Raw genomic sequence first — 17,863 nt, forward strand, 5'->3', positions numbered from 1 at the left:
TCCGCCCGCGAAAGGAGCGAGCCTCCGTGTGCCGCACATGCGGTACGCGACCGGTGCGGTGATCATCGGCGTATGGCACCCAACCTGCACCTGGCCCAGCAGCCCGAGGCCGACGCGCTGCTCGGCCGCAGCCCGCTGGCCGCGCTCGTCGGCATGCTGCTCGACCAGCAGATCCCCATGGAGTGGGCCTTCGCGGGCCCGTACACGATCGCGACGCGGATGGGCGCGGAGGATCTGGACGCGGCGGCGATCGCGTCGTACGACCCGGACGCCTTCGCGGAGCTCCTGAAGCAGAAACCGGCGGTGCACCGGTACCCCGGGTCCATGGCCCAGCGGATCCAGCAGCTCTGCCGCTACCTGGTGGAGGAGTACGGGGGCGAGGCGGAGGCGGTGTGGCGCGACGCCCCGACCGGCGCGGACCTGCTGACCCGCCTCAAGGCGCTCCCCGGCTTCGGCGACCAGAAGGCCCGCATCTTCCTGGCCCTCCTGGGCAAGCAGCTCGCCGTACGCCCCCCGGGCTGGCGCGAGGCGGCGGGCCCCTACGGCGAGCCCGACTGCCACCGCTCGGTCGCGGACATCACGGGCCCGGAGACGCTGGCGAAGGTCCGCGCGTACAAACAGGAAGCCAAGGCGGCTGCGCGGGGTGCGGCGAAGCCGCGGAAGTAAGTCTTGGCCGGGGTTCGCCTGCGGGCCGGTGGGGGCTGAACGCGCAGTTCCCCGCGCCCCCTTTGGGCCCGGGGTTCGCCTGCGGGCCGGTGGGGGCCGCCGCGCAGTTCCCCGCGCCCCTTTTGGGCCCAGGGTTCGCCTGCGAGCCGGTGGGGGCTGAGCGCGCAGTTCCCCGCGCCCCTAAAGACCCGGCCGGTGGTCGAGTGCGGGTCCGCTTGGGCTTGTCGCGCAGTTCCCCGCGCCCCTAAAAGCCCGGCCGGTGGTCGAGTGCGGGTCCGCTTGGGCTGAGCGCGCAGTTCCCCGCGCCCCTATAGGCGCCCCTCCGGGGCGATCGCACGCCCCGCGGGTGAAGGATCGCCCCGCAGGGGCGCGCTGAAGGGGCGCGGGGAACTGCGCGACCAGCCCCCACCGGCCCGCAGACAAACAGGGGCCCGGGGCGCAGCCCCGCCCAGGGCGCAGCCCCGGGGAAGGGGCCGGGGGCGCAGCCCCGGGGAAGGCGCCAGGTGGGTTATCTGCGGCGCGTGCCGAACAGGGAGCGGGAGATCTCGCGGCCCAGTTGCGTACCCACCGACCTCGCCAGCGAGCGGAAGATCCCGCTGCCCACCACCTGCTCGGCCAGGGACTTGTCAGCCCTCCCCTTCGGCGCCGAAGGCGCCTTGGGCGTCTCCAGCACCGCCCCCACCACCTCCGCCTCCCTCTCCCTCTCCTCCACCGAAAGCTTCTCGAACGCCGACTCCCGGTCCACCGCCTCCGCGTAACGCCCGTACAGGAGCGAGGACTTGACCACCCGGTCGAGGTCCTCCGAAGGCACCGGCCCCATCAACGACCCCGGCGCCCGCAACCGCGTCACCGCCACCGGCGTCGGCGCGCCCCCCTCACTCAGGACCGTGACCACCGCCTCACCCGTACCGAGCCCGGTGAGCGTCGACTCCAGGTCGTACGGCGACTTCGGAAACGTCCGTACCGTCGCCTTCAGCGCCTTCGCGTCGTCCGGCGTGAACGCCCGCAGCGCGTGCTGCACCCGGTTGCCCAGCTGCGCCAGCACATCCCCCGGCACGTCCTTCGGCGTCTGCGTGACGAAGAAGACGCCGACCCCCTTCGAGCGAATCAGCCGTACCGTCTGCGTGATCGACTCCAGGAACGCCTTCGACGCCCCGCTGAACAGCAGATGCGCCTCGTCGAAGAAGAAGACGAGCTTCGGCCGGTCCACGTCCCCGACCTCCGGCAGCCTGTTGAACAGCTCCGCGAGCAGCCACATCAGGAATGTGGAGTAGAGCTGCGGCTTGTCCTGGACGGCGGGCAGCTCCAGTACGGACACCAGCCCGCGCCCGTCCGGCGCCGCCCGCAGCAGCTCCGTGACGTCGAACTCCGGCTCACCGAAGAACTCGGCCGCCCCCTGCTGCTCGAACGTCGTGATCGCCCGCAGGATCACCCCGGCCGTCGCCGACGACAGCCCGCCGATCCCCTTCAGCTCAGGCTTGCCGACGTCGGAGACGAGGAAGCCGGTGACCGCCTTGAGGTCCTTCAGGTCGTACAGCTCCAGACCCTTGGAGTCGGCGTAGTGGAAGATCAGCCCGAGCGACTGCTCCTGTGTCTGGTTGAGCTGGAGCACCTTCGACAGGAGTACGGGCCCGAAGCCGGTGACCGTGGCGCGCAGCGGGACACCGGTGCCGATGCCGCCGAGCGCGTAGAACTCGCACGGGAAGGCCGCCGCCTCCCACGCCTGCCCGACCTGCCCGGCCCGCTCCCGCACCTTCGCGTTGTCCTGCCCCGGCGCGGAGATCCCGGAGAGATCACCCTTCACGTCCGCGAGGAAGACCGGCACGCCGTTCGCGGACAGCTGCTCGGCGATGAGCTGGAGGGTCTTGGTCTTGCCGGTCCCGGTGGCCCCGGCGACCAGACCGTGCCGGTTGAGCATGGCGAGCGGGATGCGTACGGGCGCGTCGGCGTGACACCGCCCGTCCCAGAGCACGGCCCCGAGCTCCAGGGCGGGGCCGGTGAAGGAGTACCCGGTGGCGATGGCGGCGACGGGGGCGGGGAGGGAGACGGAGGAGGTCGCGACGGCCGGGGGAGCGGCGGGGGTCGTGGCGGACGGCGTGGCGGGCGGTACGGGAGGAGGCGGCGGGGCGTCGGCGGCCCCGGCCGCACCAGGCGCCGCACCAGGCGCCACACCCGACTCCGCACCCGGCGTTCCGCCCGCCGCCGCACCCCCCGCCGCGCCCGGCGTGTCGTCGCTGTCGGTCATGGCGAGCCCCCAATGTCGGGTTTGCGGCACTCCGCCCAGGATCGCACTCGCGCACCATGGCTGCGCCCGGAGCCGCTTGCCCGGTAGGCTTTCCGTGTGATCTTCAAGCGCATCGGAAGCGGGCGGCCGTACCCCGACCACGGCCGGGAAAGCACCCGGCAGTGGGCGGACGTCGCGCCGCGCCCGGTCCGGCTCGATCAGCTCGTCACCACGAAGGGCCAGCTCGACTTGGAGACCCTCCTCGCGGAGGACTCCACGTTCTACGGCGACCTCTTCGCCCACGTCGTGAAGTGGCAGGGCGACCTCTACCTGGAGGACGGGCTGCACCGCGCGGTGCGCGCGGCGCTCCAGCAGCGCCAGGTGCTGCACGCGCGCGTGCTGGAAATGGACTGAGCAAACCCGCCGGCGGCCCCGCCGACAACTCGTCGACGCCCCGTCGACGTCCGTCGACGCCCGTCCGGAACGGTCGCGACTGATCCTTTCGGGCTCTTTCCCGCTCATACGGACGCGATCCATTGATCATTTAGTAGGCATCGCCACCAGGCCGCACTACGCTGCGCACATGAGCATGCTCACTCCCCCCGGCATGGGCGGAAAGTACCGCATCACGGGTGACAAGTACCCGAGGATGCGCCGCCCCCGCCGACGCGGCCGGCTCCTGCTCGCGGCAGTCGCCGCCGTCGTGGCCCTCGGTCTGATCGGCTGGGGAACGATCCAGCTCATCGACGTCTTCGGCGGGTCGGACGACGCGAAGAAGAAGACCGCGGCCGCCAAGCACGACTGCCCGCCGAGCCCGTCGCCGTCCACCGCGGCCGCGGCGGCCGCCGCGCTTCCGAAACCCGCCCAGATCACGGTGAACGTCTACAACGCGACTCCGCGGGGCGGACTCGCCAAGGAGACGGCCGACGAACTCAAGAAGCGCGGCTTCGCCATCGGCAAGGTGGGGAACGCGCCGGAGGAGTACGACAAGAAGGTCACCGGGAACGGGATACTGCTGGGCGCGCCCGGGGCGACGCGGGGCGCGTTCTCCGTACTGGGTACGCAGCTGAAGGGCGCGGCCCAGAAGACGGACGCCCGCACGACCCCGGACGTCGACCTCATCCTGGGCACGACCTTCCAGACCCTGGACCCGGCCCAACAGGCCACAGCGGCCCTGGCAGCCCTGGGCAACCCGGCACCCCAACCGTCCGGCAAGTGCTGACCACGACTCCGCGTCCGTCGGCGGGCCGCCTGCGACTGATCGCGCAGGTCCCCGCGCCCCCAGAGACGCCCCTTCGGGGCGCCCCAAGGATGCCGCGCAGCGGCATTTGAGGGGCGCGGGGCTGTGACATGTGCGGCTCCGCCGCGCGGGCGCGACAAGCCCCCACCGACCCGCGGACAAACAACGACCAGGCCTTCAGGGGCGCGGGGAACTGCGCGACCAGCCCAAGACGACCCGCAGACGAACAGGGGCCCGGGGCGAATCCCCGTGAAGGGGTCTGGGGGGCGGAGCCCCGCGACGGGGCCCGGGGGCCGCGCCCCCGGGAAAGGCCTGGTTACTCCGCCGAGCCGTACATGCGGTCGCCCGCATCCCCCAGCCCCGGCACGATGTACCCGTACTCATTGAGCCGCTCGTCCACCGACGCCGTCACGACCGTGACCGGCGTGCCCGCGAGATCGCGCTCCATGACCTCGACGCCCTCGGGCGCGGCGAGCAGGACGACCGCCGTCACATCGTCCGCACCGCGCTTGATGAGCTCCTTGATCGCCGCGACCAGCGTGCCACCCGTGGCCAGCATCGGGTCCAGGACGTACACCTGGCGCCCCGAGAGGTCCTCCGGCATGCGCGTCGCGTACGTGGAGGCCGCCAGGGTCTCCTCGTTGCGGATCATGCCCAGGAAGCCCACCTCGGCGGTCGGCAGCAGGCGGACCATGCCGTCCAGCATGCCGAGACCGGCCCGCAGGATCGGGACCACCAGCGGACGCGGGTGCGAGAGCTTCACGCCCGTCGTCGGGGTCACCGGGGTCTCGATGTCGACCTGCTCGGTGCGCACGTCGCGCGTGGCCTCGTACGCGAGCAGGGTGACCAGCTCGTCGGCGAGGCGCCGGAAGGTCGGCGAGTCGGTGCGCTTGTCGCGCAGGGTGGTGAGCTTGTGGGCGACCAGGGGGTGGTCGACGACGTGGAGACGCATAACCCCACAGTAACCGGGCGAACGGGCAGCCCGCGCCGTCCGCGCTGGCATCAAACCACCCACCCGAGGGAAGGTGGGAGGGACTGACGAGGGACTGACACACCCCCGGGGCGGTGCCCACTGATGGCGGACAAGCAGGCGGACAAGCAGGACAGCACGCGCGACGGCACGCGGGACAGCAAACAGCCGGCCCAACTGGACCGTACGGACGACGAGCGGCCCGAGACGGCGGCCGAGCGGCGGCGCCGACGCGCCCAGTTCCTGCGCGAGCTGCACGAGGCGAAGGCCCTGCGCGACCGCGTCCAGCCCCGCCGCGCCCGCGCGGCCCGTATGCGCCAGGCCATGCGCATGCGAACCTTCCGCTGGTGACCTGAGAAGCGACAGGAACGGACACGCGGAGCGCGTCCGATGCGACGACCGGAGAAACGCAACCGCGGAAGAACTCTCGCAACGGCGTTGTTTCTGCAACGATTCCAGTGAAGCCACGGCCGGGGGGACCCCCAACCGGCACGCCTATGACCAGTGGGAGAGTCACGGTGTACTTCGCCGCACTGCTCGCGCGCACCGAAGACGGGTGGGAAGCGAGCGACACGGAGCTCGACGATGTGGAGACGCTCGCCGACCTCGCCGACCTGGCCCGGGAGGCCACTGCCGACGGGGCCGACGACACGGTGCTCGTCTTCATCGAGCAGGAGGATGTCTGGTTCGGCGTCGTCCGCGTTGACGGCGAGGAGGACCCGCGCATCTACGTCTCCAACGCCGCAGCCGCCGCCCGTTCCTCGTACGGGGAGATCCTCCTCACCGACGAACTGCTCGGCCGCGATCCGGCCTCCGAGGACAGCGCCGTCGACCTGGACGCGCTGGACCTCGACGGCACGGAGGACGGCGACCTCGACGAACAGGAGGACCCGGACGACGAAGCCGTGGACGCCCTCGACCCGGTGCCCGCGGGCCCGCTCGGGGACACCGCGATCCTCGCGGACCTCGGCGTGAGCGAGGGCCAGCTGCTCACGCTCGACTCGGACGCGCTGGTGGAGATCGCCGACGCGCTGGGCGCGGCCGAGGTGCTGGAGGCCGTGCGCTAGTGAGCACGGCGCACGATCCCGTACGCGACCCCTGGGCGGAGCCGATGCGCACCGCCCTCGGGGAGGCCGGGCGGGCCGCGCTGGCCGGTGACGTGCCGGTCGGCGCCGTCGTGCTGTCCGCGGCCGGCACGGTGCTCGCCACCGCCCACAACGAGCGCGAGATCACCGGCGACCCCACGGGGCACGCGGAGATCCTCGCGCTGCGCCGGGCGGCGCGGGAGACCGGCGAGTGGCGGCTGACCGGCTGCACGCTCGTGGTGACCCTGGAGCCGTGCGTCATGTGCGCGGGCGCGTTGGTGCAGTCCCGGGTCGAACGGGTCGTGTACGGGGCGCGCGACGAGAAGGCGGGCGCGGCCGGGTCCCTCTGGGACCTGGTGCGCGACCGTCGGCTCAACCACCGCCCCGAGGTGATCCAGGGCGTCCTGGAGGAGGAGTGCTCCCGCCAGCTGACGGCCTTCTTCCGGGACCGCTGACCGCCTTCTTCCGAAACCGCCGACCGCCTTCTTCCGAAACCGCCGACGGGCGGCTGACGGGCCGCCGACCCCATGCCGCCCCGGTGGTGACCCACGTCTCACCCCCGTCGCCGCATACGGATTTCAAACCACGGGCCACCTTGGGCTAAGCTCTCTCTCGGTAGCGTGTCCGAGCGGCCGAAGGAGCTCGCCTCGAAAGCGAGTGTGGCGCAAGTCACCGAGGGTTCAAATCCCTCCGCTACCGCTCTCAGAAGGGCCCCGACAGCGTCGGGGCCCTTCTTGCGCGCCCGGCCCCGGTCCGCACGCCCTTGGCTCTTGGCCCTTGAAGACTGGGTGGGGACGGCGGAAGTGATGTTGGTTAGACTCTCGCGAGCGCACAGGGGAGCCGGGGAGGGTGCACGCACGTGGACGTGAAGAAGGTCCTGCTCTATTGCGCTGTCGTCTTCGTGCTGTACACGATCATCACCTCGCCCGTGGAGGCCGCCGGGATGGTCCAGACGGGGTTCGAGGGGATCTCCTCCGCCGCGAAGGGGATAGGCCAGTTCATGACCGAGCTGGTCCGCTGAGCCGCCAAGCCCTGCTCGTACGATCGGCGGGGGCGCTGACACGTACGTACGGCAAGGAGCACACATGATCCGCCATCTGGTCCTCTTCAAGCTCAACGAAGGCGTGGAGCGCGACGAGGCGCGCGTCGCCGCCGGCGTGAAGGCGTTCGAGGAACTGGACGGGGTCGTCCCCGAGCTGAGGTTCTGGGAGTGCGCCTGGAACATCACCGACCGGCCCATCGCGTACGACTTCGCCATCAACTCGGCGGTCGAGGACGCGGACGCGCTGAAGCGTTACCTCGAACACCCGGCCCACCAGGCGGCGGCCGCGCAGTGGCGCGAGTTCGCCACCTGGGTGATCGCCGACTACCCGTTCTGAGCCGGTACGCCGAAAGGCCCCGCACCACCCGGTGCGGGGCCTTTCGCGTGCCCGGGAGCGGGCGCCGCACGGGCCCGGTGCCCAACTTGCCCTCAACACGTGGTTATACGGTGCTTGCACACAGTGGACATGTCTTGTGATGCTATGACCGCTTTTGACGGATGAGTCGACGATGGTTCGACCGAAGTTGACCGCGACATTGACCATGACGTTGACCGCGACGTTGACCACGACGTTGACCGGGCAGTGAACTCAAAGGGGTGGCGTTGACCGTGCCGGCCAGTACCGCACCTCAAGTGCCGCCCCAGAACGAGCCCCAGGAGCCCCCCGAGGGCCACCGGGCCCCCGTACGGACCAGCAGCAGGGGCGCGGACACCCGGGCGCTCACCCAGGTCCTCTTCGGGCAGCTCAAGGGCCTGGTGCCGGGCACGCCGGAGCACCACCGGGTGCGCGGGGCGCTGATCGAGGCGAACCTGCCGCTGGTGCGGTACGCGGCGGCGCGGTTCCGCTCCCGCAACGAGCCGATGGAGGACGTGGTCCAGGTCGGCACGATCGGCCTGATCAACGCGATCGACCGGTTCGACCCGGAGCGCGGGGTGCAGTTCCCGACCTTCGCCATGCCGACGGTGGTCGGCGAGATCAAACGGTACTTCCGCGACAACGTGCGCACCGTCCACGTCCCGCGCCGCCTCCACGAGCTCTGGGTCCAGGTCAACGGGGCCACCGAGGACCTGACGACCCTTCATGGCCGCTCGCCCACGACCGCCGAGATCGCCGACCGGCTGAAGATCGGCGAGGACGAGGTGCTCGCCTGCATCGAGGCGGGCCGCTCGTACCACGCGACCTCCCTGGAGGCGGCCCAGGAGGGCGACGGCCTGCCGGGCCTGCTCGACCGCCTCGGCTACGAGGACCCGGCACTGGCCGGGGTCGAACACCGCGACCTGGTCCGCCACCTCCTCGTACAACTGCCCGAACGCGAGCAGCGGATCCTGATGCTCCGCTACTACAGCAACCTGACGCAGTCCCAGATCAGCCAGGAGCTGGGCGTGTCCCAGATGCATGTGTCCCGGCTGCTGGCCAGGAGCTTCGCCCGATTGCGATCCGCAAATCGAATCGAGGCGTAACCGGATCGGGTGATCCACCTTTGGGTGAACAATCCGGCGGTGAAATCGGCACACCCCCTGCTAACTGCGCGTATCCACCCTGGACTTGTCGACATGTCACTACAGCGTGTTGCCGACATGTGACATTCTGCTGGAACCGCGTTTGCCGCAGCTCCGCCTCCGGTATTCAGGTGGAGGCTGCGTTCCTCCGATGGTCGTGGCCACCGCGACCGTCCGCGACCTCAAGGGGGTGGCATGTCCGCAGAACAGGGCAGCTCGAAGGTGCAGGTGCTCACGCTCATGAAGAGCGTGCCCGCGCCCGATGTGCGCGAGAGTTCGGAAGCCATCGACACCGGCGCCGTGCCCGGTCCCCCCGAGGCGCTCGCGCTCGGCACGCCTGGCACGCTCGACGCGCCTGGCGCGCTCGACACGCTCGACGCGCTGGGCACGCTCGACACCGCCGCCCCGCCGGCCCCCGTCATCGTCACCGCCCCCCGGCGCGAGTCGACGAGCACGACGGGGTCCCACGAACCGCTGGACACCCGCACGCTCTCCCGCTCCCTGTTCCTGCGGCTGGCCGCGCTGGGCAGCGCGGAGAGCCCGGAGCGTACGTACGTACGCGACACCCTGATCCAGCTCAACCTGCCGCTGGTGCGGTACGCGGCGGCGCGGTTCCGCTCCCGCAACGAGCCGATGGAGGACATCGTCCAGGTCGGCACGATCGGCCTGATCAAGGCGATCGACCGGTTCGACTGCGAACGGGGCGTGGAGTTCCCGACGTTCGCGATGCCGACGGTGGTCGGTGAGATCAAGCGTTTCTTCCGCGACACGAGCTGGTCGGTGCGGGTGCCGCGCCGCCTCCAGGAACTGCGCCTGGCCCTGACCAAGGCGAGCGACGAGCTGGCCCAGAAGCTCGACCGCTCGCCCACGGTCCCGGAGCTGGCGGCGGTCCTGGGCGTCTCGGAAGAGGACGTGGTGGACGGCCTGGCGGTCGGCAACGCGTACACGGCCTCCTCCCTCGACTCCCCCTCCCCCGAGGACGACGGCGGCGAGGGCTCCCTCGCGGACCGCCTCGGCTACGAGGACGCGGCCCTGGAGGGCGTCGAGTACCGCGAGTCTCTCAAGCCGCTCCTGGCCAAACTCCCCCCGCGGGAACGCCAGATCATCATGCTCCGCTTCTTCGCGAACATGACGCAGTCCCAGATCGGCGAGGAGGTGGGCATCTCCCAGATGCACGTCTCCCGCCTGCTGACCCGGACGCTGGCACAGCTACGGGAGGGCTTGATCGCGGACTAGCCACCGCGGCCCGACCGTCGACCCCTCCTCCCCCCGGCTGCGGAACCTCGCGTGCGCGGGCCAGCACGCTCGCGCACGCCCCGGCCCGTCCCGGGGTTCACAATTGACGCTCCGTCAGCAACACTGGCGCGATGCGACGTGCTGCGTTGATCGGCATATCGGCGGCCGCCACGCTCGCGCTGGGCGGCACGCTGGCCGCCTGCGGCGGGGAGGGCGGCAAGCCGTACGTGGCCGTGGGCACGGAGGCCCCGTCGAGCAAGGCGGTACCGCCCCACGGCAAGGTGGAGCTGGTCCCGCTGGACGGGGCGGGAGCCACGGCGGGGGACGGGAGTAACGCTGCCGGGCGGGACGGGAAAGTCCGATCCCCATCCCCGAGCGGCACGAAGGCCCACAGCAACGGTGGTACGGGCGGAGCCAGCGGCGGCACCGCCGCAAACGGCGCAGGTTCAGCCGCGGGTGGAGGCGGCCCAACGGCAAGCGGCACCGCCCAAGGCGGCACCGGCACACCCGGAAGCACCGGCGACACACCCGGAGGCGGAGCCACCACAGGCGGCGGCACCGGCACGCCCGGCGGTGGAAGCGCCACAGGCGGAAGCACCACAGGCGGAAGCCCATCCGGAGGCGGAACCGGCACAGACGGCGGCACAGGTGGCGGCACCACCACCCCCAGCCCCACCCCCGCCGCCCTGACCCTCGGCACCCCGGCCCGAACCCCCACTCCCACCCCCACCCGCTGGTGCGAAAACGTCACCCTCCCGCTCCACAACACCGGCGGCACCCCCACCAAGCCGGGCACGCTCACCTTCGCCACCCACATCATCGGCCTGCTCGGCGTCGACTGGGCGACGATCACCTCGACCCAGCCCCTCGCGCCCGTAGCGGCGCGCACCGCGACGGCACGTACGTACACCGTCTGCGTCGACTCCTGGCGCGTACCGCTCGGCATGCACATCGAGACCCGCTCCGTCACAGCCGACTGGCGGTGACGGAACGGGCCTCGATGGGGTCGTACGGGAGTACGGAGTTGCAGGGCCGGCGCCGTACAGGGCCGTACGCCGTACAGGCCATACGGGCCTACAGGTCGTACGGGCCATGCAGACCGTACGGAGAAGGCGTCAGCCCAGCGCGAGCCAGGCGACGCCGGCGAGGACGGCGAGTACGACGACGATGCCGACGATCAGGCCGACGCGCGGACCGGCCGGCGCCGCAGCCGGGGTCGCCGCCTGGCGGCCCTGCGGCGCGCCCTCGTCGACGAAGGCGCGGAACATCTGCGTGCTGCCCGCGGGGTCGTAGTTGCCCTCGGGGCCCGGGGTGTTGTGTGCCATGCACGGGACCCTAGCGAAGTCCCGGGTTCCGCCCAACCCCCGCCCCCGTGAGCCCCGGGCACGCACACCACACGCTCACGGCGTACGCACAGGGGGCGCGAGGGCCGCCCGACCCCTCCCACCTGCGCATTGACTTCCCATATGTGAATCCTTTACGCGCACTTTGCCCGGCCCCTCCCCCCATTAGCTTGCCTGCAGCAACCAATCACCCGTATGGTTGCCCTAAGCAACGAATGATCGAGGTCGACAGGACCAGAGGAGCCCGATGGCCGCGCAGAGCCACTATGAGGAGCTGGCCCGGCAGCTCAGCGCCATCGGGGCCGTCAAGCGCGGGCTCGGCCGGATCCTGCCGGCCGAGTGCCCGGCCGGGTCCGCCGCCGTGCTCACGCTCCTCGGCCGCCACGGCGAGATGCGGATCAGCAGACTCGCCGAACTCCTCGACGTGGACATGTCGGTGACCAGTCGTCACGTCACGCACGTCGCCGTGCGCGGCTGGATCGAGCGCGACCCGGACCCGCTGGACAAGCGCTCCCGGATCCTGCGGCTCACCCCCGCCGGTCGGGACATGCTCGACGAGCTCGGGCGGCGCACCGCGGACATGTTCGCCCGCACGCTGCGGGACTGGTCCGACGACGAGGTCGGACAGCTGAACGGCATGCTCGCCCGGCTCAGAGAGAGCTTCGACTGCCGCGAGGCCCCCCTCGCCCGTACACCCGCCACCCCACAGGCCCAACAGGACAAGCAGGTCCAGCAGGTCCAGCAGGTCCAGCAGGCCTAGAAGAGAAGGAAGTTCATGGCTACATCCACACCGGCCGGTGTGCGGGACGGCCGCACCGCCCACGGAGGACACCCCTCCGAAGGTGGCGCGCCGATGACTCACCGGCAGATCATGGAGGCGCTGTCCGGGCTGCTGCTCGGCATGTTCGTCGCCATCCTGTCCTCGACCATCGTCTCCAACGCCCTTCCGCAGATCATCGGCGATCTGGGCGGCGGCCAGTCCGCGTACACCTGGGTGGTCACGGCCTCGCTGCTGGCGATGACCGCGACCACGCCGCTGTGGGGCAAGCTCTCCGACCTGTTCAGCAAGAAGCTGCTGGTCCAGATAGCCCTGGTGATCTACGTCAGCGGCTCGGTGGTGGCCGGGCTCTCCCAGAACGCGGGCATGCTGATCGCCTGCCGCGTCGTCCAGGGCATCGGCGTCGGCGGTCTCTCCGCGCTCGCCCAGATCATCATGGCCGCGATGATCGCGCCGCGTGAGCGCGGCCGGTACAGCGGCTACCTCGGTGCCACGTTCGCGGTCGCGACGGTCGGCGGTCCGCTGCTCGGCGGCGTGATCACGGACACCGACTGGCTGGGCTGGCGCTGGTGCTTCTACGTAGGCGTCCCGTTCGCGGTGATCGCGCTGATCGTGTTGCAGAAGACCCTGAAGCTGCCGGTCGTGAAGCGCGAGGTGAAGGTCGACTGGGCGGGCGCGTTCTTCATCAGCGCGGCGGTCTCGCTGCTGCTGGTGTGGGTGACGTTCGCGGGCGACAAGTACGACTGGGTGTCCTGGCAGACGGCGGCGATGGTCGGCGGCTCGGTGCTGCTCGGTGCGGTCTTCGTGTACGTGGAGTCGAAGGCGGCCGAGCCGATCATCCCGCTGCGGCTGTTCCGCAACCGGACGATCACGCTCGCCTCGCTCGCCTCGCTCTTCGTCGGCGTGGCGATGTTCTCCGGAACGGTGTTCTTCAGCCAGTACTTCCAGCTGGCGCGCGGCGAGTCCCCGACGATGTCGGGCGTGCTGACCATCCCCATGATCGGCGGCCTGTTCATCTCCTCCACGGTCTCCGGCCAGGTCATCACGAAGACCGGCCGCTGGAAGGCGTGGCTGGTGAGCGGCGGTGTCCTGGTCACGGCGGGTCTCGCGCTGCTGGGCACGATGCGGTACGACACGGCGTACTGGCACATCGCGATCTACATGGCGCTGATGGGCCTCGGCATCGGCATGATGATGCAGAACCTGGTGCTGTGCACGCAGAACCAGGTCTCCGCGGCCGACCTCGGCTCGGCCTCGTCCGTGGTGACGTTCTTCCGGTCGCTGGGCGGCGCGGTCGGCGTCTCCGCCCTGGGCGCCGTGATGGCGAACCGGGTCACCCACTACGTCAAGGACGGCCTGACCGACCTCGGCCCCAAGGCGGCGGGCATGGCCCAGGGCGGCGGCGGGGGCATCCCCGACCTCGACAAGCTGCCCGCGCCGCTGCGCACGGTGATGGAGAGCGCGTACGGCCACGGCGTGGCCGACGTCTTCCTCTACGCCGCGCCGTGCGCCCTCCTCGCCTTCTTCGTGACGCTCTTCATCAAGGAGGTCGCGCTGAAGTCCTCGCGGTCGGAGCAGGCGCCGTCGGCGGGGAAGTAACCGGACTCGGGTGCCCCTGAGCGGAGGCACCCGACAGGGGCGGCAGGCAGGGGACGGCCTGCCGCCCCGCTTTTTGTGCCCCTTGCGCCCGTAGGCTTGAGCACATGACGAGGTTGATCGTCGCGGCGGGAGGCGGGGGCGACGCGGTTGCCGCCGCGATGCTCGACGCCGCTGTCTACGGCGACGAGGACCGGGCGGTGATCCTCACGTACGCGTGGGACCGCCTCCTGATCGATCCGGTCCCGGGCCCCCGGGCAGCGGAGAACTTCACCGGTCTCGTCCAGCTCACACCGGCTGTACGGACCGTGCCGGCGACAGCCCGCCCGATCGCACCCGCAGGCTCAACCCTCCCCCGACTGGCGGCGGAACTGCCGCACACCTTCGCGCTCATCGACCCGCACGACGGTGCCGAAGGCATCACGCGTCAGCTCGAAGACCTGGTCCGCCACCTGTCACCCACCTCGATCGATCTCCTGGACGTGGGCGGCGACGTCCTGGCCCGAGGCGACGAGCCGACGCTGAAGAGCCCGCTGGCCGACGCTCTCACGCTCGCCGCGTGCTGCCAGGTGAACGCCCCCATCCGGCTTCTGGTGGCGGGCCCGGGCCTGGACGGCGAGCTCCCCGTCGGCGATCTACGCCCCCTGTTCGGCACGCTCGTCCATACCTTCACGTCCCGGGACGTCGAACGGATCAGCCCGGTCCTCGAGTGGCACCCGTCCGAGGCGACGGCGATGCTGGCGGCGACCGCCCGAGGCGTACGGGGAGTCTGCGAGGTACGAGACGCGGGGCTCGCCGTCCCCCTGACGGACGAGGGCCCCACCGTTCACGAGGTCGACCTGGACGAAGCCCTCAACCGCAACCAACTGGCCCGCGCCACCATGGCGACGACCAGCCTGACCGAGGCGGAACGGCACTGCCGCGAAATCTGCGGCCACTCGGAGATCGACTACGAACGCGAGAAGGCGGCCCGTCTGGGCCGCCCCACCCTCACGAAGCTCGACCCGCAGACCGTGCTGGCCCAAGCCGCCGAGTTCGAGGCCGAGGCCCGGTCCCGCGGAGCCACCCACACGACGTTCCGCCACATCACGGAGGCCCTGCACCTCAACGCCACCCACCGCGACGAGCTACGGCAACTCCTGATCAGCCGCAGCCCCGACCAGTACGCGGCGCCTCTGTGGCGCATCACAGTCGAGGGCTGAGCCTGAACTTCCTCCGCCTGCGATCCAGGTGCCTCCTCGCCTGGACGGGCGGCGGGTGGTGGGTCTGGGCTGCGCCCCCGGGTCCCCGGTTCGTCTACGGGCCGGTGGGGGCTGGTCGCGCAGTTCCCCGCACCCCTGAAGGGCGACGGCAACCCCAGCCCCTCCAGCGGACATGAGGCGGGGCCGCACACCCAGCCCCCTCCTGCGGGCAAGAAGCGGGACCGCAAAACCCAGCCCCTCCGGCGTTTGAGGAGCGGGGTCCAGGGCGGAGCCCCGGAGCGGGGTGCAGGGGCCGCAGGCCCCGCAAACGGGGTCCGGGGGCTCAGCCCCCGGGAGAGCCACCTCCACCCTCCCCCACCCCCGGAGGGTTTAGGGAAGGGGCGGGGTGGGGGCTCCCCCCACCCCGGCTACCGCGCCCGCTTCGCCTCGATCCCCGCGATCAGAATATCCAGCGCGAACACGAAGTCCCGTTCCCGCATCTCCTCCACCGTGTCCCCGCCCCGCGCCTCCATCAGCTCCTGCGAGAGCTCCATCGCCTCGTGGAAGTCGGGGCGTTCGCGCAGTGCGCCCATCGCCTGGGCGAAGTACTCGTCCTGGGTGACCCTGGCCTCCGCGCAGCGCGCGACGAAGTGGCCCTCGATCGTGCCGAAGCCGTACACGAACTGGAAGACGGCGGAGAGGCCCCCGGTGATGCCGTGGGCGGGCAGCCCCGAGCGGCTGAGGATCTTCTGCGCGGCGTTCGCGAACTCCATCGAGTTCGGCCCGATGTTGAGGTAGCGGCCGACCAGCGGCGACACCCAGGGGTGGCGGACCATGACCGAGCGGTAGCTCACGGCGAGTTCGCGCAGCTGGTCCCGCCAGTCCGCGTCCGCCCCCGCCCCCTCCACGTCCGGCACCCGCAACTCCCCGAACACCGAGTCCAGGGCGAGTTCCAGCAGGTCGTCCTTGGTGTCCACGTACCAGTACAGGGACATCGCGGTGACCCCGAGCTCGCCCGCGAGCCGGCGCATGGAGAACTTCGCCGGGCCCTCCGCGTCCAGCAGGCGCACCGACTCCTCGATGATCCTGTCCCGGTCGAGGGAGGACGCGGTCGCCGGCTGGTCGCTCCGGCGGACGCGGGCCGCCGGTTTGCCGCCCTCCAGCCACACGCTGGTACGCGTCGGATTCTTCGCGCGGTCGGCTGCCGACACCATGGCGTGCCCTCCTCGGGGTCGTCGGACTGTCTGTACGAATACGTATACGTATACGTATGACAGTCGTACGGCGTTTCCTGCGGCGGTGGTCGAGTGGGGCGGTACGGCAGGCACAGCACAGCGGAATGCTGCCGTCCGCCCCATGGACGTTCCGTAGATGCTATGCCGCGGGCACAGGCTCCACCGGCGCGTCAGCGCGCTCCGCCCTGGCGAGCAGCGCCGCCGCCAGCAGACCTCCCGCCAGCACCGCCGCCGCCCCGACCAGCTGGCTGGTCTGCAGGCCGGAGGCGAACGCGTCCGAGATCCGGGCGCGTTCGGCCCCGCCGTCCGCCGCCGCCAGCGCCGCCGGGAGCGAGGCCGCGCCCACCACCGACGGGACCAGCGCCGCGAAGCGCGAGTTGAGGACCGCGCCGAGCACGGCCACGCCGAGCCCGTTGCCGAACTCCGCCAGCGTGCCGTTGACGCCCGCGCCCACGCCCGCCTTCTCCGGCGGGATCGCGCTCATCAGCGTGTTGGCCATGGCCGGCATCGAGACGGCGATGCCCGCGCCCATCACCACGAGGCCGAGCAGCATGCCGCTGTAGTGCTCGCGGCCCAGCAGCGCTATCGTCGCGAGCCCGGCCGCGTTCGCCGCCATGCCGACCGCGATCGTCTTCGGCGTACCCAGCTTGGGCAGCAGCCGCGCGCCCACCCCCGCCACGTTCAGCGCGACCACGCTCAGCGCCAGCGGCGCCGTACGCAGACCCGCCTCCAACGGCCCGTACCCGAGCACGAACTGGAGGTGCTGGGTCAGCAGGAACAGCGAGCCGCCCATGCCGAACGCGACCAGGATCGAGCCCGCGACCGCGCCGGTGAACTTCTGGTTCCGGAAGAAGTGCATGTCCAGCATCGGGTACGGGATCGACAGCTCCCAGCGGGCGAACGCGGCCAGGAACACCAGGCCCACCCCGGCCGAGGCCAGTACGTGCGCCGACGTCCAGCCGTGGCCCGGGCCCGAGATGATCGCGTACACCACTCCGGTCATGCCGATCGTCGAGAGCAGCGCGCCGAGCAGGTCCGGCCGGTCGCCCAGCGGGTTCTTCGACTCCGGGACCAGGACGAGCACGGCCACCAGGCCGATCGCCGCGACCGGGATGTTGACCAGGAAGATCGCGCCCCACCAGAAGTGGTCGAGCATGAGACCGCCGATCAGCGGCCCGGCGGCGAAGCCGAGCGAGTTGACCGTGGCCCACAGGCCGATGGCCTTCACCCGCTCCTCGTTGTCGAAGATCTGCACGACGACGGCGAGCGTGGTGGTCATCAGGAGCGCGCCGCCGACGCCCATACCGGCGCGGGCGGCGATCAACTGCCCGGCGCTCTGGGAGAGTCCGGCCGCCAGCGAGCCGATGCCGAAGAGCGCGAGCCCGGCCGCCAGCATCTTCTTGCGGCCGTAGCGGTCGGACGCGCTGCCCGCGGTGAGCAGCAGTCCGGACTGGACGAGCGAGTACGCGTTGATCATCCACTGGATGTCGGCTGTCGAGGCCCCGACCGACGTGGTCAGGGAGGGGATCGCGACGTTCAGAACGGTGTTGTCGAGCAGCACGGTGAGCTGAGCCAGGCAGATGACACCCAGGATCAGCCAGCGCTGCGGGTGCCCCGTGGGGGCGGCCGATGTGTCGGCGGCGGCCGTGGCCGTCATACGGGCTCCTTGAGGAGTTGTTGTACAGCGTATGGGGATGTTGTCGTACACCGTAGAGGAGGGTCTTGTACGGTGTAAAGCTCTTTTCCCGGGTGGTGGCGTGGGAGGGC

General features: G+C 71.1%; 19 protein-coding genes and 1 tRNA gene. 15 read left to right on the forward strand and 5 right to left on the reverse strand.

What is annotated here, in order from left to right:
• The first annotated feature begins 72 nt into the window (after window positions 1–72).
• A complete protein-coding gene (locus AB0G17_RS04775) occupies window positions 73–666 on the forward strand; it encodes an HhH-GPD-type base excision DNA repair protein (RefSeq protein ID WP_361375509.1) in 594 nt (197 codons plus the stop codon).
• A gap of 508 nt (window positions 667–1,174) precedes the next feature.
• Here AB0G17_RS04775 and AB0G17_RS04780 read toward each other — a convergent pair.
• Window positions 1,175–2,911: a helicase HerA-like domain-containing protein gene (locus tag AB0G17_RS04780; protein ID WP_361375511.1), complete on the reverse strand. Its 1,737-nt coding sequence runs from the start codon at window positions 2,909–2,911 to the stop codon at window positions 1,175–1,177.
• Window positions 2,912–3,007: 96 nt separating this feature from the next.
• On the opposite strand from AB0G17_RS04780, the gene AB0G17_RS04785 reads away from it, so the two are divergent.
• Both AB0G17_RS04785 and AB0G17_RS04790 read left to right on the forward strand, forming a co-directional pair.
• Complete coding sequence (locus AB0G17_RS04785) at window positions 3,008–3,304, forward strand: type II toxin-antitoxin system VapB family antitoxin (protein WP_053725882.1); 297 nt, start codon at window positions 3,008–3,010, stop codon at window positions 3,302–3,304.
• 169 nt (window positions 3,305–3,473) lie between these two features.
• A complete protein-coding gene (locus AB0G17_RS04790) occupies window positions 3,474–4,112 on the forward strand; it encodes a LytR C-terminal domain-containing protein (protein WP_361375514.1) in 639 nt (212 codons plus the stop codon).
• Between the two features lie 334 nt (window positions 4,113–4,446).
• Here the strand turns inward: AB0G17_RS04790 and upp are convergent, their stop codons facing one another.
• A complete protein-coding gene (gene upp / locus AB0G17_RS04795; RefSeq protein WP_361375516.1) occupies window positions 4,447–5,082 on the reverse strand; it encodes a uracil phosphoribosyltransferase in 636 nt (211 codons plus the stop codon).
• 123 nt (window positions 5,083–5,205) lie between these two features.
• Here upp and AB0G17_RS04800 point away from each other — a divergent pair, with 123 nt between their 5' ends.
• From AB0G17_RS04800 to AB0G17_RS04840, 9 genes are all read left to right on the forward strand, one after another.
• The gene (locus AB0G17_RS04800; RefSeq protein WP_361375518.1) at window positions 5,206–5,451 is read left to right on the forward strand and encodes a hypothetical protein; all 246 of its coding nucleotides are present in this window, start codon (window positions 5,206–5,208) and stop codon (window positions 5,449–5,451) included.
• Between the two features lie 146 nt (window positions 5,452–5,597).
• Window positions 5,598–6,167 (forward strand): hypothetical protein, encoded by a 570-nt coding sequence (locus AB0G17_RS04805; protein ID WP_361375520.1) that lies wholly within the window; start codon window positions 5,598–5,600, stop codon window positions 6,165–6,167.
• A gap of 44 nt (window positions 6,168–6,211) precedes the next feature.
• Window positions 6,212–6,640 carry a tRNA adenosine(34) deaminase TadA gene (tadA, locus tag AB0G17_RS04810; RefSeq protein WP_361376266.1) on the forward strand — a complete coding sequence of 143 codons (429 nt, stop codon included), beginning with the start codon at window positions 6,212–6,214 and terminating at the stop codon, window positions 6,638–6,640.
• 159 nt (window positions 6,641–6,799) lie between these two features.
• Window positions 6,800–6,884: transfer RNA gene (locus tag AB0G17_RS04815), tRNA-Ser, on the forward strand.
• A 160-nt stretch (window positions 6,885–7,044) separates the two neighbouring features.
• The gene (locus AB0G17_RS04820) at window positions 7,045–7,206 is read left to right on the forward strand and encodes a hypothetical protein (RefSeq protein ID WP_180357221.1); all 162 of its coding nucleotides are present in this window, start codon (window positions 7,045–7,047) and stop codon (window positions 7,204–7,206) included.
• Between the two features lie 64 nt (window positions 7,207–7,270).
• A complete protein-coding gene (locus AB0G17_RS04825) occupies window positions 7,271–7,564 on the forward strand; it encodes a Dabb family protein (RefSeq protein ID WP_361375522.1) in 294 nt (97 codons plus the stop codon).
• Window positions 7,565–7,836: 272 nt separating this feature from the next.
• Window positions 7,837–8,688, forward strand: coding sequence for an RNA polymerase sigma factor SigF (locus AB0G17_RS04830; protein ID WP_361375524.1), 852 nt, complete (start codon window positions 7,837–7,839; stop codon window positions 8,686–8,688).
• Window positions 8,689–8,922: 234 nt separating this feature from the next.
• Window positions 8,923–9,963 (forward strand): RNA polymerase sigma factor SigF, encoded by a 1,041-nt coding sequence (locus AB0G17_RS04835; RefSeq protein WP_361375527.1) that lies wholly within the window; start codon window positions 8,923–8,925, stop codon window positions 9,961–9,963.
• A 131-nt stretch (window positions 9,964–10,094) separates the two neighbouring features.
• On the forward strand, window positions 10,095–10,949 hold the full coding sequence (locus tag AB0G17_RS04840; RefSeq protein WP_361375530.1) for a hypothetical protein: 855 nt from the start codon (window positions 10,095–10,097) through the stop codon (window positions 10,947–10,949).
• A gap of 129 nt (window positions 10,950–11,078) precedes the next feature.
• Here AB0G17_RS04840 and AB0G17_RS04845 read toward each other — a convergent pair whose 3' ends face one another.
• Window positions 11,079–11,288: a hypothetical protein gene (locus AB0G17_RS04845; protein ID WP_101389259.1), complete on the reverse strand. Its 210-nt coding sequence runs from the start codon at window positions 11,286–11,288 to the stop codon at window positions 11,079–11,081.
• Window positions 11,289–11,553: 265 nt separating this feature from the next.
• On the opposite strand from AB0G17_RS04845, the gene AB0G17_RS04850 reads away from it, so the two are divergent.
• The 3 genes from AB0G17_RS04850 (at window position 11,554) to AB0G17_RS04860 (ending at window position 14,882) form a co-directional block, all read left to right on the forward strand.
• Window positions 11,554–12,066: a MarR family transcriptional regulator gene (locus AB0G17_RS04850; RefSeq protein WP_361375535.1), complete on the forward strand. Its 513-nt coding sequence runs from the start codon at window positions 11,554–11,556 to the stop codon at window positions 12,064–12,066.
• 15 nt (window positions 12,067–12,081) lie between these two features.
• Entirely contained in the window at window positions 12,082–13,683 is a 1,602-nt protein-coding gene (locus AB0G17_RS04855; RefSeq protein ID WP_361375538.1) for an MDR family MFS transporter, read from the forward strand.
• Window positions 13,684–13,787: 104 nt separating this feature from the next.
• Window positions 13,788–14,882: a DUF1152 domain-containing protein gene (locus tag AB0G17_RS04860; protein ID WP_361375541.1), complete on the forward strand. Its 1,095-nt coding sequence runs from the start codon at window positions 13,788–13,790 to the stop codon at window positions 14,880–14,882.
• Window positions 14,883–15,289: 407 nt separating this feature from the next.
• Here AB0G17_RS04860 and AB0G17_RS04865 read toward each other — a convergent pair whose 3' ends face one another.
• Together AB0G17_RS04865 and AB0G17_RS04870 are read right to left on the reverse strand one after the other, a co-directional pair.
• The gene (locus AB0G17_RS04865) at window positions 15,290–16,075 is read right to left on the reverse strand and encodes a TetR/AcrR family transcriptional regulator (RefSeq protein WP_361375544.1); all 786 of its coding nucleotides are present in this window, start codon (window positions 16,073–16,075) and stop codon (window positions 15,290–15,292) included.
• A 160-nt stretch (window positions 16,076–16,235) separates the two neighbouring features.
• Window positions 16,236–17,753: an MFS transporter gene (locus AB0G17_RS04870; RefSeq protein ID WP_361375547.1), complete on the reverse strand. Its 1,518-nt coding sequence runs from the start codon at window positions 17,751–17,753 to the stop codon at window positions 16,236–16,238.
• Window positions 17,754–17,863 lie beyond the last annotated feature (110 nt).

Origin of the sequence: Streptomyces sp. NPDC023838 (assembly GCF_040639555.1) — a bacterium.
GTDB lineage: Bacteria > Actinomycetota > Actinomycetes > Streptomycetales > Streptomycetaceae > Streptomyces.